Annotated in this window: 12 protein-coding genes; 4 read left to right on the forward strand and 8 right to left on the reverse strand. The window is 60.9% G+C overall.

Annotation, left to right across the window (positions count from 1 at the left end; all coding sequences use genetic code 11):
- Positions 1 to 50: 50 nt before the first annotated feature.
- From V0R59_RS08795 to V0R59_RS08810, 4 genes are all read left to right on the forward strand, one after another.
- Complete coding sequence (locus V0R59_RS08795; protein WP_330075044.1) at positions 51 to 1,160, forward strand: NADH:flavin oxidoreductase/NADH oxidase; 1,110 nt, start codon at positions 51 to 53, stop codon at positions 1,158 to 1,160.
- A 213-nt stretch (positions 1,161 to 1,373) separates the two neighbouring features.
- A complete protein-coding gene (locus tag V0R59_RS08800) occupies positions 1,374 to 2,546 on the forward strand; it encodes an AAA family ATPase (RefSeq protein WP_330075043.1) in 1,173 nt (390 codons plus the stop codon).
- Positions 2,547 to 2,548: 2 nt separating this feature from the next.
- Complete coding sequence (locus V0R59_RS08805) at positions 2,549 to 3,550, forward strand: hypothetical protein (protein WP_330075042.1); 1,002 nt, start codon at positions 2,549 to 2,551, stop codon at positions 3,548 to 3,550.
- A 1-nt stretch (position 3,551) separates the two neighbouring features.
- Entirely contained in the window at positions 3,552 to 5,285 is a 1,734-nt protein-coding gene (locus tag V0R59_RS08810) for a GmrSD restriction endonuclease domain-containing protein (protein ID WP_330075041.1), read from the forward strand.
- A 3-nt stretch (positions 5,286 to 5,288) separates the two neighbouring features.
- Here V0R59_RS08810 and V0R59_RS08815 read toward each other — a convergent pair whose 3' ends face one another.
- The 8 genes from V0R59_RS08815 to V0R59_RS08850 all read right to left on the reverse strand — a co-directional run bounded on the left by V0R59_RS08815 (position 5,289) and on the right by V0R59_RS08850 (position 15,348).
- Complete coding sequence (locus V0R59_RS08815) at positions 5,289 to 7,166, reverse strand: FAD-dependent oxidoreductase (RefSeq protein ID WP_330075040.1); 1,878 nt, start codon at positions 7,164 to 7,166, stop codon at positions 5,289 to 5,291.
- Between the two features lie 16 nt (positions 7,167 to 7,182).
- Positions 7,183 to 8,607 carry a gamma-aminobutyraldehyde dehydrogenase gene (locus V0R59_RS08820; protein ID WP_330075039.1) on the reverse strand — a complete coding sequence of 475 codons (1,425 nt, stop codon included), beginning with the start codon at positions 8,605 to 8,607 and terminating at the stop codon, positions 7,183 to 7,185.
- Positions 8,608 to 8,625: 18 nt separating this feature from the next.
- Positions 8,626 to 9,432 (reverse strand): ABC transporter permease, encoded by an 807-nt coding sequence (locus tag V0R59_RS08825; RefSeq protein ID WP_009403624.1) that lies wholly within the window; start codon positions 9,430 to 9,432, stop codon positions 8,626 to 8,628.
- Complete coding sequence (locus tag V0R59_RS08830; protein WP_330075038.1) at positions 9,422 to 10,375, reverse strand: ABC transporter permease; 954 nt, start codon at positions 10,373 to 10,375, stop codon at positions 9,422 to 9,424. The genes V0R59_RS08825 and V0R59_RS08830 overlap by 11 nt, the downstream gene beginning before the upstream one ends.
- Before the next feature lies 1 nt (position 10,376).
- A complete protein-coding gene (locus V0R59_RS08835) occupies positions 10,377 to 11,414 on the reverse strand; it encodes an ABC transporter ATP-binding protein (protein ID WP_330075037.1) in 1,038 nt (345 codons plus the stop codon).
- Positions 11,415 to 11,623: 209 nt separating this feature from the next.
- The gene (gene ydcS / locus V0R59_RS08840; protein ID WP_330075036.1) at positions 11,624 to 12,775 is read right to left on the reverse strand and encodes a putative ABC transporter substrate-binding protein YdcS; all 1,152 of its coding nucleotides are present in this window, start codon (positions 12,773 to 12,775) and stop codon (positions 11,624 to 11,626) included.
- 82 nt (positions 12,776 to 12,857) lie between these two features.
- On the reverse strand, positions 12,858 to 14,318 hold the full coding sequence (locus tag V0R59_RS08845; protein WP_330075035.1) for a gamma-aminobutyraldehyde dehydrogenase: 1,461 nt from the start codon (positions 14,316 to 14,318) through the stop codon (positions 12,858 to 12,860).
- Between the two features lie 118 nt (positions 14,319 to 14,436).
- Entirely contained in the window at positions 14,437 to 15,348 is a 912-nt protein-coding gene (locus V0R59_RS08850; protein ID WP_330075034.1) for a LysR family transcriptional regulator, read from the reverse strand.
- Between the last annotated feature and the right edge of the window lie 95 nt (positions 15,349 to 15,443).

Genomic DNA, 15,443 nt, shown 5'->3' on the forward strand with positions numbered 1-15,443 from the left:
GAACGAGCGCTCGGTTCGGCCTACCATTCGGAGTCCTGGGAGGTGCCCTCATGAGCCTGCTGCTTGAGCCTTACACCCTGCGTCAGCTGACCCTGCCCAACCGCATCGCCGTTTCACCCATGTGCCAGTATTCCAGCGTCGACGGCCTGGCCAACGACTGGCACCTGGTCCACCTTGGCAGTCGTGCCGTCGGCGGCGCCGGGCTGATCTTCACCGAAGCCGTGGCGGTTACCGCCGAAGGGCGTATCACCGCCCAGGACCTGGGCCTGTGGGACGACGTGCAGATCCCGCCGCTGCAACGCATCACCCGTTTCGTCACTGCCCAGGGCGCCGTCCCGGGCATCCAGCTGGCCCATGCCGGGCGCAAGGCCAGCACCCATCGGCCGTGGCTGGGCAAGCACGGCAGCATCAGGCCGGATGACGGCGGCTGGACCCCGGTAGGCCCGTCGAAGATCGCCTTCGATCCGGAGCACACGCCGCCCAGCGAACTCAGCGAAGGACAGATCCGTGACGTTATCGACGCCTTTGTTGCCGCCGCCAAGCGGGCGCTGGTGGCGGGGTTCAAGGTGGTGGAAATCCATGCGGCCCATGGTTACCTGCTGCACCAGTTCCTCTCGCCGTTGAGTAACCAGCGGCGGGACAGCTACGGCAGTTGCTTCGACAATCGCATTCGCCTGACCTTGCAGGTCACCGAGGCGGTACGCGAGGTGTGGCCGGAATCGCTGCCGCTGTTCGTGCGGGTGTCTGCGACGGACTGGGTGGAGGACGGCTGGAACCCGGACGAGACCGTGGAACTGGCCAGGCGCCTGAAGGCGCTGGGGGCGGACCTGATCGACGTGTCGTCGGGTGGGACTTCAGTGCATGCCGAGATTCCTACCGGGCCCGGCTACCAGACGCGCTTTGCCGAGCGGGTGCGCAAGGAGTCGGGGATCGCCACCGGCACCGTCGGCATGATCACCGAACCGGCGCAGGCCGAGCATATCCTGCGTACCGGGCAGGCCGACCTGATCTTCCTCGCGCGGGAGCTGCTGCGTGATCCGTACTGGCCGCTGCATGCCGATGATGACCTCGGTGGCAACAAGGCGACGTGGCCGGCGCAGTATCAGCGGGCTACCAGTCGGGAGCAGCCGATTCATGAGTCGGATTTACGGGAGCCCTAAGAGAAGTGTCGAATAAGGGAAAACATCGTTTTTTAAATATTTCTAGCTCTGGGCTTTCTATAGCGTCCGCGCTATTTTAGGCCCTTTCCGTGGCGCGATGAGGTCAGTGCTGTGGTGAGAGAACAGGCAACCTGCCGATCTTTGGTGCTGGTTTCCTCTGATTTGAAGTGAAAGGAGCAGGAGTGAAAAGGAGTTTATTCTTGAGAGATTTGTATGAGAATTAAAAGTATTGAGTTTAGTGGCTACAAGTCATTTTCCGGAGATGGCGAGGGTAGTGCTAGCCAGACGTTGAAGCTTGCTCCGCTGGTGTTGATATTTGGAAAAAATAACAGTGGTAAAAGTTCTACTGCTAGATTGCCTCGATTTCTGCTTGGTGGGATAGAGTGTTCCGATGGCAAGGTCTTGCCTCTTGATGTAAGAGGACTGCGGTATGGGGCGAAATTCCTTGATGTCGTTCATGGAGGAGCATTTTATCAAAAGCCATTTTTCAGAGTGCAAGCTGAATGTGAAGGTGGCCCTCTTGATTTTTCTGTGAAGTTGTATAGCGAGGGTGTCTTCTCCGCTGAAGATGCACCTCTGGTTTGGTCTTATATGATGACCACTCCCAAGCAGATCAATATGCCTTCGCCGGAGAATAAAGTCAGATTTTCTGGTCTTTTGCCCCCGGGTAACGAGTGGAGCGATCTTCGTCGAGCTGCAGGAGTGGTTCTAGACGAGATGGTCCACATAGGACCAATCCGAAGCTCGATAAAGCCAAGTTATTCTAATTTGTCTTTTGAGAGGATCGATTTCGAAGGGGCGAACGTTCCGCAATTACTGCGTGTCGACTATCGGTTGGCAGATGTTGTTGGGCGATGGTATGCGGAGTATATGGAGGGGTGGCGTCTCTCTTTACAGCGTGACTCTGAAAGCTTCAGCGTTCGTTTGAATCGTGGAGGAATAAACGCGAATTTGGCATATGGTGGGGAAGGCCTACAACAGGTTCTTCCTGTTGTTGCACACCAATTGTGGCGCCAAGCTAGTGGCTCTAAATATTTTTTGGATGTGGTAGAGCAACCGGAGCTTCATTTGCATGCAGCGGCGCAAGCACCGCTGGCTGATCTGTTCATTAATACTGCCAATTTAGGAAGTGGTTGTACTATCGTTGAAACTAATTCTGAGCCTCTGCTTTTGCGTGTTCAGCGTAGAGTTGCAGAAGGTTTAATCAGTCCAGAAAAAGTTTCTATGTATTACATTCAAACCAATGAAAATGGCAGCGAATTATTGCCCATAGAATTGCATGCTGATGGTGAAGTGGCATGGTGGCCTGCTGGGGTTTTTGAGGAGGACTTCAGCGAGGTGGCAGCTATTCGTCGTGCACAAAGGGAAAGAAAAATCAAGGAGTGATAGTGCGATTCGTAATTCATCAGGAAGCATTAAATGGAAGTGATGAGGTCCTAGCGCTCGTAGATCGTCTGATAGATCGGGTCGCAGATGAAATCCACAAGATTGAAGTCTTGGATGCTGATATGGTCAAATCATCTGCTTGGTATGCTAGTGCCAGGCAGACGAGAAAGAAAATTTTGATATCTGCAATATCCGTCCCACCAAGAGCCAGTCCGTCTTCAGATAGTATGCATTCTGGCACATTTGATATTGCTGATCTTGATGCAGCCATAATGGCTGATCGCCTGGCTCATGCGCCATTGACTATTTTGGTCGAGGATCGAGAAGCCGATGGGGTGTTTCTCGATATGGTTGTTGAAGAGTTGGCTTCTGATGAGTTTAAAGCTATATGGAAGAGAGGAGCTGAAAGTACCCCGAGAGCCTATGAAATAGTTACTTCTGGTGGAATAGATGCAATGCCGCTGCGCATTGAGAGACTCGTTGTTGATGCCCAGGCAGAGTCTCGACCCCATCGGGTCTTTGTATACTGTGATTCTGATGTCAGGTGGCCGGGGGACGAAGGACTTACCGCTAAGACGAGAAGCGATCTGAAGGAAAAATGCAGGCAACATGGTATAGCTCTCCATGTTCTATCAAAAAGGAATATAGAGAATTATATCCCCGATACCGTCTTTCAAGCCTTGCAGGCGGAACCGTATAATCATGCTAGGCAGCGTGTTTTCGACGCATTTTTCAAGTTGACTCCATTGCAAAGAGATCACTTCCCAATAAAAGATGGATTATCCAGAAGAGAACGGGATGAGGCTCATCGTGCGGGGCTGTACGTGCAGGCTGACCTTGAGACGTTGGAAGCCTTGGAGGAGCGGTTGTTGCCTAAGCGACCGAGGCCGATGATCACCGTCAAAAATGAGCGTCGTGATTGCATAACCGCTGCTGCTTTGAAAGAAAGGGATGCTCAGGGAGAGCTTGAGCTCTTGTTAATCAAGATTGCGAGTGAATTGTAAAATGTACGAGACTGAAGGCGCTTCGCTTGAGATAACTCCACAGGTTGTCCACTTGATTGATTTGCTTAAGAGAGCAAAAGAAGGTCGTTTGAGGGTTCCAAGATTTCAGCGAGAGTATGTCTGGCGTCGACAGGATATTATTGATTTGTTTGACTCTGTTGCAAGTCAGTATCCAATTGGAACACTCTTTCTCTGGGGGGGTCAACCAGTTCCCAATAGTAGGTCCAATATCGGTCCCTTGAGCCTCCCTCAGTACAATGGTGAAACTTGGTTGGTTCTGGATGGGCAGCAAAGGCTGACTACTCTTGTAGGGGTTCTGCTTTTGGGAGAAGAGCAATGGACTGACGTAGATGATGAGGATCCCGCTAGGTGGCTACTTTTTTTTGATGCGCAATCGAACAGTTTTGTTCATCTTTCACCAGGCGAAGCGGCGCCTGACTATTGCTTCCCGGTTCCAGCGTTGTTAGATACAGTCAAACTTTTTTCTCAGCTTGAGAAGTTGATGAAGTCTGTCGAGATAGATGGCGCTGGTGGCGGGTCTCGTGATCGAATATTTCAGTGGGTTACTCAGGCGCAGAAAGTTGCGAGGGCCATTCAAAGCTATCGTATTCCCTTGGTCGAAATTAAAACTAATGATCTTAGTGTCGCGGTTGAAAGCTTTTCTCGCTTGAATAAGAAGGGTAGAAGCATAGGGCAGGATGAAATGTTTTCTGCTCTTACCTATGGAGAAAGTGAAAGTAACGCGTTTCATTTGGCTGCTGAGATCGACAAGCTTCAAGAGGGGATGGTTCGCTCCGGTTTTGGAGAGGTTGATAGAAATATCTTGCTCCGCGCAGTGCTGACAGCTGCGGGTCTCGATATGTACCGTACGGACTGGACTCGCCTAGGTGAGCAGGTCAAGCAAAATCTACGTGGGCACTTGCCTCATGCGATAAAAGAGGCCGAAATCGGACTCGAATATGCACGGCGGTTTCTAATTGAATTGGGTGTTCTTAACGAAAGAATGCTTCCTTATAGTATGCAGTTGGTTGCTCTTTCTGCGTTTTATGGGAAGTGCCAAAATCCGACTGCTTCACAAAAGCAGCTGTTGACTCGATGGTTCTGGTCGTCCTCATTCACCGGCTGGTTTGGTTTTGGTAATCCTGCACGTGTAAGAAGATTGGTTGATGAGCTTCGAGATCAGGTTTCTCAAAACCCCAATCCTACGTGCTTGGATAATATGGATATTGAGCATCCTGCCTTGTCTACTCCCCTTAGATTTGATTTGCGTAGTGCTCGAGTTAGAGCAATGTTATGCGTATGTCTATCAAGGCGTCCTTTGCGGCCAGATGGCTCGGAGCTAGGCGTGGCGGAAGCAGCAAGACTCCTCTTCGAAAGAGGCCCGCAGTCCATGAGCACCCTTTGTGCTACTGTCCGTGACGCCGATCTCAGAAAGAGCCCTGCGAACAGAATCATCGACGTGACTTCTGATGCTTCCGGCCAAGCGAAAACTTGGATCTTGAGCTTGGGTTCAGACGTGAGAAATGCTGTTCTTTTAAGTCATGCAATTCCTCCTGACAGCATATATTTGTTAGCTTCCGGAAAAAACGATGAATTCCTTCAGAAAAGATTGGAGTTTCTATCGTCTATCGAGCGAGACTTCATGGCGAAGGTCGGGGTTACCCCTCCAGTATCAGATATCCCGGCACTATCACCATTAGACGCAGATGATGTCGACGACTTTAAGCTTGTCTAAAGACTAGGCGGTTGGAGGGCTTTTCAGCTCGCTAACCGCCCGCCACGCCTCATCGATCGCCGCATGCGCATACGCACTCCACGCCGCATCCGAGTTGGCGATGGTCACGTTGCCCAGCGGCTTGCGCGCGGTTTCCTGCCATTTCTCCGTCTGCTCGGGATCATCGAACAGCGTATTGGTGAAGCACGCATACCCGTGTGACCAGCGATTCACCGTGATCGCCAGAATGTCCTTCTGGTGATCGAAGCCACCCGGCCCCAGCATCCGCTGCAACTGATCGCGCAATTGCGCTTCCAACTGATCGAAGCTTTGCCCATACAGCTTGGCCCGCCCGGTACGCGCCTGGTCGCGGGCATTCATCCCGGCATTCGGCGTGGTCGGCACGTAGACCATGTGCAGGCCGATGGCCCTGGACGGATCCCGCGGATGCTCGTAGCCGCCCATGCTCACCGGATAATCCAGCTTGATCCGGCTGTACGGCTGGGTCACGGCATAGATCTCGTGCACACCCAGTTTCTGGAACGCCTGCCAGTTGCGCACCACCACCTTGGTGTACACCAGCGGGAACTTGACGTTCTGGCTCAGGGCATTGGCCTGCTCGGCCGGCAGGTCGCGCAGCAGGTAGGGGATCATCATGTTGTAGCAAGCCATCACGCAGTGCTTGCCACGCACCTGGGCCAGTTGCCCGCCGCGGCTGTAGCCGACGTTCACCCCGCCCTCGACGTTGCGCACGCTCACCGCCGTGCTGTTCAGGCGGATGCGCACCGGGTGCGCGGCCTGGTCCAGCTGGCTGTAGTCGAACTGCGCGAGGATGATGTCTTCCATGCCCTTGCCCGGTGCCACCTGGGGAATCAGGTCGCGTACCAGCAGGCGTGCCAGCGAGGCGTTGCCGTCGGGGAAGTGGTAGATGTACGGCTCTTCCATCTCCGCCCGGGCTTCCTCGCTGATCGGCTCCAGCTGCATCGCGGCGAAGCCGGGGAAGCCGACGTTGTAGGCGTCGGCCGCCGCCACCGCGTCGATGCTCAGGGCCATGAAGTCGTTGGTGCGCCCCTGGAAATACGCCACCGCCGTCGGCGACAGGCCGACGTCCTTGAGCAGGAAATCGCGGTAGCTGGTGCGCTCCAGATAGTCGGTCTTGTCCTTGAGACTCTTGCCGGCGAGATAATCGCGCGGCGTTTCGTGCAGGGCGATCAGCGCCTTGCGGTCGGCTTCCGACAAAGGGAAGTCGTTGATGAAGTCGCGGATCGAGCGGGCATTCAGGCGCTCCGGGGCGATGTCATCGGCCACCATCGGCGTCGGGTCGCCGGTCACCAGCTTGTCTTCGCCGAAGGTCTCCTTGTCGAAGAACACCCCGCGGGACAGTTTCAGGTCCGGGTAGAAGTTGCGGTCGAAGGCGCTTTCAAAGCGCTTGATCTCGACCCCCAGCGCCTTGAGCAGGCCGTTCACTTCCTTGCTGTACAGGTGGTTCGGCGACTGGAAGGCCTCGCTGCCGCCGTAGCCGATGATGGTCCGCCCGTCGGCGCTGAACTCGTTGCGCTTGGCATGGCCGCCGAAGTCGTCGTGGTTCTCGATCACCAGGATCCGCGCCTGCGGATGGCGCTGGCGATAGAACCAGGCCGCCGACAGGCCGCTGATGCCGCCGCCGACCACGATCAGGTCGTACTGCTCGGCGATCGGCAGGGCATCGGTGTCGAAGGTCTTCTTCTCCCAGCCCATCTGGTGCGCCACTTCGAAGGCGCCGGGGTGGCTGCCACGCAGGCCGGTCAGGGACGGCGGGTAGTAACGCCCGTCCGGTGCGGCCTGGAGGATCTGCAGCGGGGTCATGCCCGCTGCGATACCGATGGCGACGCCGTTGAGAAAATCGCGTCGTGTGATCTGCATGAAAGGTCCTTGTCGATCAGTGCTTGAACATCACATGGCGGATGCAGGTGTAGTCTTCCAGGCCGTACATGGACATGTCCTTGCCATAGCCGGACAGCTTCTGCCCGCCATGGGGCATTTCGCTGACCAGCATGAAGTGCGTATTGACCCAGGTGCAACCGTATTGCAGGCGCGCCGAGACGCGGTGGGCGCGGCCGACATCGGCGGTCCACAGCGACGAGGCCAGGCCATAGTCGGAGTCGTTGGCCCACTCCAGCACCTGCGCTTCATCGTCGAAGCGGGTCACCGAGACCACCGGGCCGAACACTTCGCGGCGGACGATCTCGTCGTCCTGCTGGGCATCGGCCAGCACGGTCGGCTCGAAGAAGAAGCCATCGCCCGGCACCGCCTTGCCGCCGGTGACCAGGCGGATATGCGGCTGGGCGATGGCGCGCTCGACGAAGCCGGCGACACGGTCACGGTGCTGCGCGGTGATCAGCGGGCCGAGCTCGGTTTCCGGGTCATCCTGCAGGCCGTACTTGATGCTCGACACCGCCGCGCCCAGCTTCTCCACGAACTGTTCGTAGATGCCGCTCTGCGCGTAGATGCGGCAGGCTGCGGTGCAGTCCTGCCCGGCGTTGTAGAAGCCGAAGGTGCGGATGCCTTCCACCGCCGCGTCGATATCGGCGTCGTCGAAGATGATCACCGGGGCCTTGCCGCCCAGTTCCATGTGCATGCGCTTAACGCTGTCGGCGGTGCTGGAGATGATGTTCGAGCCGGTGGCGATGGAACCGGTCAGCGAGACCATGCGCACCTTCGCATGGGTCACCAGCGGCGCACCGACGCTCGGGCCCTTGCCGAAGACGATGTTGAGGACGCCGGCAGGGAAGATCTCCGCCGCAATCTGCGCCAGGCGCAGGGCGGTCAGCGGGGTCTGCTCGGACGGCTTGAGCACCACGGTGTTGCCGGCGGCCAGGGCCGGGGCGATCTTCCACGCCACCATCATCAGCGGGTAGTTCCACGGCGCGATGGAGGCGATCACGCCCACCGGGTCGCGGCGGATCATCGAGGTGTGGCCCGGCAGGTACTCGCCGGCGGCCGAACCATTCAGGCAGCGGCTGGCGCCGGCGAAGAAGCGGAACACGTCGGCGATGGCCGGGATCTCGTCGTTCAGCGCGGCGGCGTAGGGCTTGCCGCAGTTCGACGATTCCAGTTTCGCCAGTTCCTCGCCGTGGGCCTCGATGGCATCGGCGAGTTTCAGCAGCAGGCCGGCGCGCTCCTTCGGCGGGGTCTGCGACCAGGCGTCGAAGGCATGGTCGGCGGCGCGAACGGCGGCATCGACCTGGGCGGCGGTGGCTTCGTTGATGCTCACCAGGGTGGCGCCCAGGGACGGGTTGAGCACGTCGTAGGCAGGTCCTTCGCCGGCCACCAGTTGGCCGTTGATCAGCAGCTTGGTTTGCATGATTCAGTCCTCGTCAGGTTATTTGCCGCTGCCAGCGACGCTTTCGCCGCCGCGGGTCAGGTAGTAGGCGCCAAGGATCGGCAGCATGGTCACCATCATCACCAGCATGGCGACCACGTTGGTCACCGGTACGTCGCGCGGCCGGCTGAGCTGGTTGAGCAGCCAGATCGGCAGGGTGCGTTCGTGTCCGGCGGTGAAGGTGGTGACGATGATCTCGTCGAACGACAGGGCGAAGGCCAGCATGCCGCCGGCCAGCAGCGCCGAGCCGAGGTTCGGCAGGATGATGTAGCGGAAGGTCTGCCAGCCGTCGGCGCCGAGGTCCATGGACGCCTCGATCAGACTCTGGGAGGTACGGCGCAGGCGGGCGATCACGTTGTTGTAGACGATCACCACGCAGAAGGTGGCGTGGCCGACCACGATGGTGAAGATCCCCGGTTCGATGCCCAGGCTCTTGAAGGCCGAGAGCAGGGCGATACCGGTGATGATCCCGGGCAGGGCGATGGGCAGGATCAGCATCAGCGAGATGCCTTCCTTGCCGAAGAAGCTGCGGCGGTACAGCGCCGCCGAGGCCAGGGTGCCGAGCACCAGGGCGATCAGCGTGGCCAGGCAGGCCACTTGCAGCGACAGCTTGATCGACTCCAGCACGTCGGGCCGCGAGAAGGCCACGCTGAACCACTTCAGGGTGAAGCCCTGGGGCGGGAAGCTGAAGGCCGCGTCCTCGGTGTTGAAGGCGTAGAGGAAGATGATCAGGATCGGGAAGTGCAGGAACACCAGCCCGCCCCAGGCCGCGATGCGCAGGCCCAGCGAAGCTTTTTCAGAGTGCATCGAAGGCCCCCAGGCGTTTGACGATGGACAGGTAGATGGCGATCAGCACGATCGGCACCAGGGTGAAGGCCGCGGCCATCGGCATGTTGCCGATCGCGCCCTGCTGGGCGTAGACCATGCCGCCGATGAAGTAGCCGGGCGGGCCCACCAGTTGCGGGACGATGAAGTCGCCCAGGGTCAGGGAGAAGGTGAAGATCGAGCCGGCGGCGATGCCGGGCACCGACAGCGGCAGGATCACCTGCATGAAGGTCTGCCGCGGCGTCGCGCCGAGGTCGGCGGAGGCGTGCAGCAGCGATGGCGGCAGGCGCTCCAGCGAGGCCTGGATCGGCAGGATCATGAACGGCAGCCAGATGTACACGAACACCATGAAGCGCCCCAGGTGCGAGGTCGACAGCGTGCTGCCGCCCACGCCGGGGATGCCCAGGATGAACTGCAAGACCGGCTCCAGGTGCAGCAACGAGACGAACCACTGGGCCACGCCGCCCTTGGCCAGCAGCAGGGTCCAGGCGTAGGCCTTGACGATGTAGCTGGCCCACATCGGCATCATCACCGCGATGTAGAAGAACGCCTTGGTCTTGCCCGTGGTGTAGCGCGCCATGTAGTAGGCGATGGGGAAGGCCAGGGCGGCGCTGGCGATGGACACGGCGATGGCCATGACCAGGGTGCGCAGGATGATGTCGAAGTTCGCCGGGTTGAACAGCGCGGCGAAGTTGGCCAGGGTCAGGTCCGGCGTCACCGCCATGGTGAAGTCGTCGAAGGTGTAGAACCCCTGCCACAGCAGGCCCAGCAACGAGCCGAGGTAGATCGCGCCGAACCAGATCAGCGGCGGGATCAGCAGCAGCGCCAGGTACAGGTTGGGCTTGCGGTACAGCAGGTTGGAGAAGCGCCGCATCGGCGATCCCGCATTCGGCGCAAGGGCCGGTTTTTCCAGGGCCAGGCTCATCTCAGCGGCCCTCGCCCAGTACGGTTTCCTGCAGCGGCGTCATCGCCTCGCGGGCCCAGTGCGCGGCCAGGCGCTGGCCCGGTTGCAACTGGGCGGCGTCGGCCTGCCACTGGTTGTTGGCCTGGCTGACGTTGAGCAACTGGCCGTTGTCCAGTTTCAGTTCGTAGCGAGTGGCGCTGCCCTGGTACTGGATGTCGTGGAGCACGCCGCTGACCTGCACCTGGCCGCTGGCCGCGGATTCGCCCAGGCGGATGTGCTCGGGGCGGATGGAGAACGGCTGGGCATTGCCCGCGAGCTGGCTGGCGAGGTCGCCACGCAGCACGTTGGAGGTGCCGACGAACTCGGCGACGAAGGTGGTGGCCGGCTTCATGTAGAGGTTGCGCGGGGTGTCCACCTGTTCGATGCGGCCGCGGTTGAACACGGCGACGCGGTCGGACATGGACAGGGCTTCGGTCTGGTCGTGGGTGACGAAGATGAAGGTGATGCCCAGCTGGCGCTGCAGCTTCTTCAGCTCGGTCTGCATCTGTTCGCGCAGCTTCAGGTCGAGGGCGCCCAGGGGCTCGTCGAGCAGCAGCACGCGGGGGCGGTTGACCAGGGCGCGGGCCAGGGCCACGCGCTGGCGCTGGCCGCCGGACAGCTGCACCGGCTTGCGGCTGCCGTAGCCGCCGAGGGCGACCATCGACAGTGCCTCTTCGGCAAGTGCGTGGCGCTCCTGCTTGCCGACACCCTTGACCTTGAGGCCGTAGGCGACGTTGTCCAGCACGCTCATGTGCGGGAACAGGGCGTAGTCCTGGAACACCGTGTTGACGTCGCGCTGGTAGGGCGGCAGGCCGGCGGCTTCGGCGCCGTGGATGCGGATCGAGCCGTCGCTGGGTTGTTCGAAGCCGGCGATCAGGCGCAGGCAGGTGGTCTTGCCCGAGCCGGAAGGGCCGAGCATGGAAAAGAACTCGCCGTCCTGGATATCGATGGATACCCGGTCGACGGCCTTGACCTCGCCGAACAAGCGGGAAACCTGGGTGAACTGGACTGCAAGGGTCATGGTGCGGTGCTCCGGATAGGCGTGGGTATGTGCAGCGGCCCAGGCCTGGACGACTGACGAAGGTGGTGCGGGTTTGCAGGTGGCATCAGGCTGATCGCGGACCCTGTGGGAGCGGGTTCACCCGCGATTGCGATGGTGAATCCACTACAGCAATCGCGGGTAAACCCGCTCCCACAGGGTTCAGCGGTGCCCTGGCGAAGGGCTAAGGCTTACCGCCCACCCATGATCGCGATGTAGTCCTGGGTCCAGCGGCTGTACGGCACGAACTTGCCGCCCTCGGCCTGCGGGGTTTTCCAGAAGGCGATCTTGTCGAACTGGTCGAAGCCGTTGGTCTTGCAGCCCTCGGCCCCGAGCAGCTCGCTGCCGGTGCACGCCGCCGGCACCGCCGGCAAGGAACCGAACCAGGCCGCCACATCACCCTGGACCTTCGGTTGCAGCGACCAGTCCATCCACTTGTAGGCGCAGTTCGGGTGCTTGGCCTCGACATGCAGCATGGTGGTGTCGGCCCAGCCCGTGGCGCCTTCCTTCGGAATGGTCGAGGCCACCGGCTGGTTGTCGGCCTTCAGCCCGTTGACCATGTAGCCCCAGGAGCTGGAGGCGGCCACGCCTTCGTTCTTCACGTCGCTCATCTGCACCGTCGCGTCATGCCAGTAGCGGTGGATCAGCGGCTGTTGCTGGCGCAGCAGGTCGAGCACGGCCTTGTACTGGGTCTCGTTCAGTTCGTAGGGGTTCTGGATGCCCAGTTCCGGCTTGGCCGACTTCAGGTACAGCGCCGCGTCGGCGATGTAGATCGGACCGTCGTAGGCCTGCACGCGGCCCTTGTTCGGCTTGCCATCCGGGAAGTTTTGCGGCTCGAACACCACGCCCCAGCTGGTCGGCGCCTGCGGGAACACCTTGGTGTTGTACATCAGCACGTTCGGACCCCACTGGTACGGGGTGCCGTAGACCTGCTTGTTGACCACGTACCATGGCCCGTCCTGCAGGCGCGGGTCGATGTTCTTCCAGTTGGGGATCAGCGCGGTGTTGATCGGCTGTACCCGCTTGCCGACGATCAGGCGCAGCGAGGCGTCGCCGGACGCAGTGACCAGGTCGTAGCCGCCCTTGGCCATCAGGCTGACCATCTCGTCGGAGGTGGCGGCGGTCTTCACGCTGACCTTGCAGCCGGTTTCCTTCTCGAAACCGGTGACCCAGTCGTAGGCCTTGTCGCTGTCACCGCGTTCGATGTAGCCCGGCCAGGCGACGATATCCAGCTGGCCTTCGCCGGCACCCACGGCCTTCAGTGGTTCGGCGGCCTGCAGGCTGGCGCTGGCCAGCAGGGCGGTGCTCAGGGCGCTGAGCAATGCGGTCTTGTGCACGAACATGGTGTTCCCTCTTGTTCAAATCATTGTCGGGGGCAGGTTGGCAAACGGTGCAGCGGTACAGCTTGTTGTAGTGCGAACGTGTTCAGGCCAGGGTTTCGCCATGGCGCGCCATGATGTGGCGGACCACGCTGTAGTCCTGCAGCGAATCGCTGGACAGGTCCTTGCCGTAGCCGGAGCGCTTGAGCCCGCCGTGGGGCATCTCGCTGACCAGCATGAAATGGCTGTTGATCCAGGTGCAGCCGTACTGCAGGCGCGCGGCGATCTGCATGGCCTTGTCCAGGTCGCGGGTCCACACCGAGGAGGCCAGGCCGTACTCGGAGTCGTTGGCCCATTCCACCGCCTGGGACAGTTCGTCGAAGCGGGTCACGGTGACCACCGGGCCGAACACCTCGCGCTGGACGATCTCGTCGCGCTGTTGGCAGCCGGCCAACAGGGTTGGCTGGTAATAGTAGCCGGCCCCCGAATGCACGGCGGCGCCGGTGACCCGCTCGATATGCGGCTGGCTCAGCGCGCGCTCGACGAAGCTGGCCACGCGGTCGCGCTGGCGGGTGCTGATCAGCGGGCCGATCTCGTTGTCGGCGTCGCGCTTGCTGGCGAAGCGCAGGCTGCTCACGGCCCAGCCGAGCTCGGCCACCAGCTTGTCGTGGATGCCGGCCTGGGCGTAGATGCGGCAGGCTGCGGTGCAGTCCTGCCCGGCGTTGTAGTAGCCGTAGGTGCGCACGCCCTGGACCACCGCTTCGAGGTCGGCGTCGTTGCACACGATCACCGGGGCCTTGCCGCCCAGTTCCAGGTGGGTGCGCTTGAGGGTTTTCGAGGCCGCCTGGAGGATCTTCTGGCCGGTGACGATATCGCCGGTCAGCGACACCATGCGCACCCGGGCATGGCTGACCAGGTGGCTGCCAACCCCTTCGCCGCCGCCGCAGACGATGTTCAGCACGCCTGCCGGCAGCAGCTCGGCGAGGGCCGGGGCCAGGGCCAGGATCGACAGCGGCGTGTGCTCGGACGGCTTGAACACCAGGGTGTTGCCGGCGGCCAGGGCCGGGGCGATTTTCCACGCCGCCATCATGATCGGGTAGTTCCACGGCGCGATGGAGGCGACCACGCCGAGCGGGTCGCGGCGCACCATGCTGGTGTAGCCGGGCAGGTACTCGCCGGCCAGCTGGCCGGTCTGGCAGCGCACCGCACCGGCGAAGAAACGGAACACGTCGATGGCCGCCACCAGGTCGTCCTGGCGCGCCAGGTGCAGGGGTTTGCCGCAGTTCAGGGCTTCCAGCTGGGCGAGGTGATCAGCCTGTTTGTGGATAGCGTCGGCGATGGCGAGGAGGATGTTCGAGCGTTGTTGCGGGGTGGTCCGCGACCAGCTGGCGAAGGCCTGGTGCGCGGCCTGGATGGCCGCCTCGACCTGCTCGGTGCTGGCCTCGGCGATGCGGGTGAGCACCTCGCCCGTGGCCGGGTTGAAAATCGGTTCGGCGACGCCCGCGCCGGCGACCAGTTCGCCGTCGATCAGCAATGCGGTGGACAGGGTCGGGTGCGCGCTGGACATTCGAATGCTCTTTGTTCTGTTGTTATGTATCGCCCTACCGGAGTGGGCGATATTTCTTACAGAGCCTAGAGCGGAGCGTGCAGGTCGACAAATTCTAAATACTGAAGGGTGCGTTCGATTAAATCGAAAGCTTGCGCCCGCTGCCCGGTTCGCGAGCCACCGTCAGGAAGGGATCGACCAATGCCGGCCGCGCCGTGCCGCGACGCCAGGCCAGGCCGATATCGAGGGTCTGGCTCAGGTCGGCCAGGGGGCGGGCCTCGATGATGTCGCCTTCCAGCGACCACGGGCGGTAGGTCATGTCCGGCTGGATCGATACCCCCAGGCCTGCTGCCACCAGGCTGCGCACCGCCTCGGTGGACGCCGTGCGCAGGCTGATCTGCGCCTGCAGGCCGGCGCCGGCCCACATGCGCCGGGCGTTCTGTTCCATCTCGTCGACGTTCAGCTGGATCAAGGGTTCGTCGGCCACATCGGCGAGGCTGATGCTGTCCCGTTCCAGCAACGGATGCTGGGCGGGCAGCCAGAGGCGGTGCGGCGAGTGGGTGAGGACTTCGGTCTGCAGGGCCAGGCGGTCTTCCAGGTTGGACAGGATCAGCACGCCGACATCGATCTCGCCGGACACCAGCAGGTGCTCGATATAGGGACGTTCGTCCTCGGTGACGCGGATTTCCACGTTGGGGTAGGCGCGCTGGAAGCGGGTCAGCAGGTCGGCCAGGTAATAGCCGGCGACCAGGCTGGTCACGCCGATGGTGAGCTGGCCGGCCACCTGGTCGGTGCTTTGCTGCAGGCTGCGCTTGGCGTTGTCCACGGTGGCGAGGATCAGGTGCGCCTGGCGCAGGAACTGGTGGCCCTGGTGGGTCAGGGTCATGCCCTTGGCGTGGCGGTTGAACAGGCTCACGCCGATTTCCTGCTCCAGTTGCTGGATGGCCAGGGTCAGGGTGGATTGGGAAATGAACACGGCCTGGGCGGCGGCGGAGATGGAACCGGTTTCCGCGACGGCGATGAAGTGGCGGATCTGGCGGAGGGTCATCATGGGGGAGGGGCTTTATGAGTTTTGTTGGTGCTGGGGAGTGTATATCTTTTTTTTCGATGGCTCCGCTGTGTGTTTGAGCCTTGCTAGCGCATGCC

The organism is Pseudomonas ulcerans, from assembly GCF_036324125.1.
GTDB classification, from domain to species: domain Bacteria; phylum Pseudomonadota; class Gammaproteobacteria; order Pseudomonadales; family Pseudomonadaceae; genus Aquipseudomonas; species Aquipseudomonas ulcerans.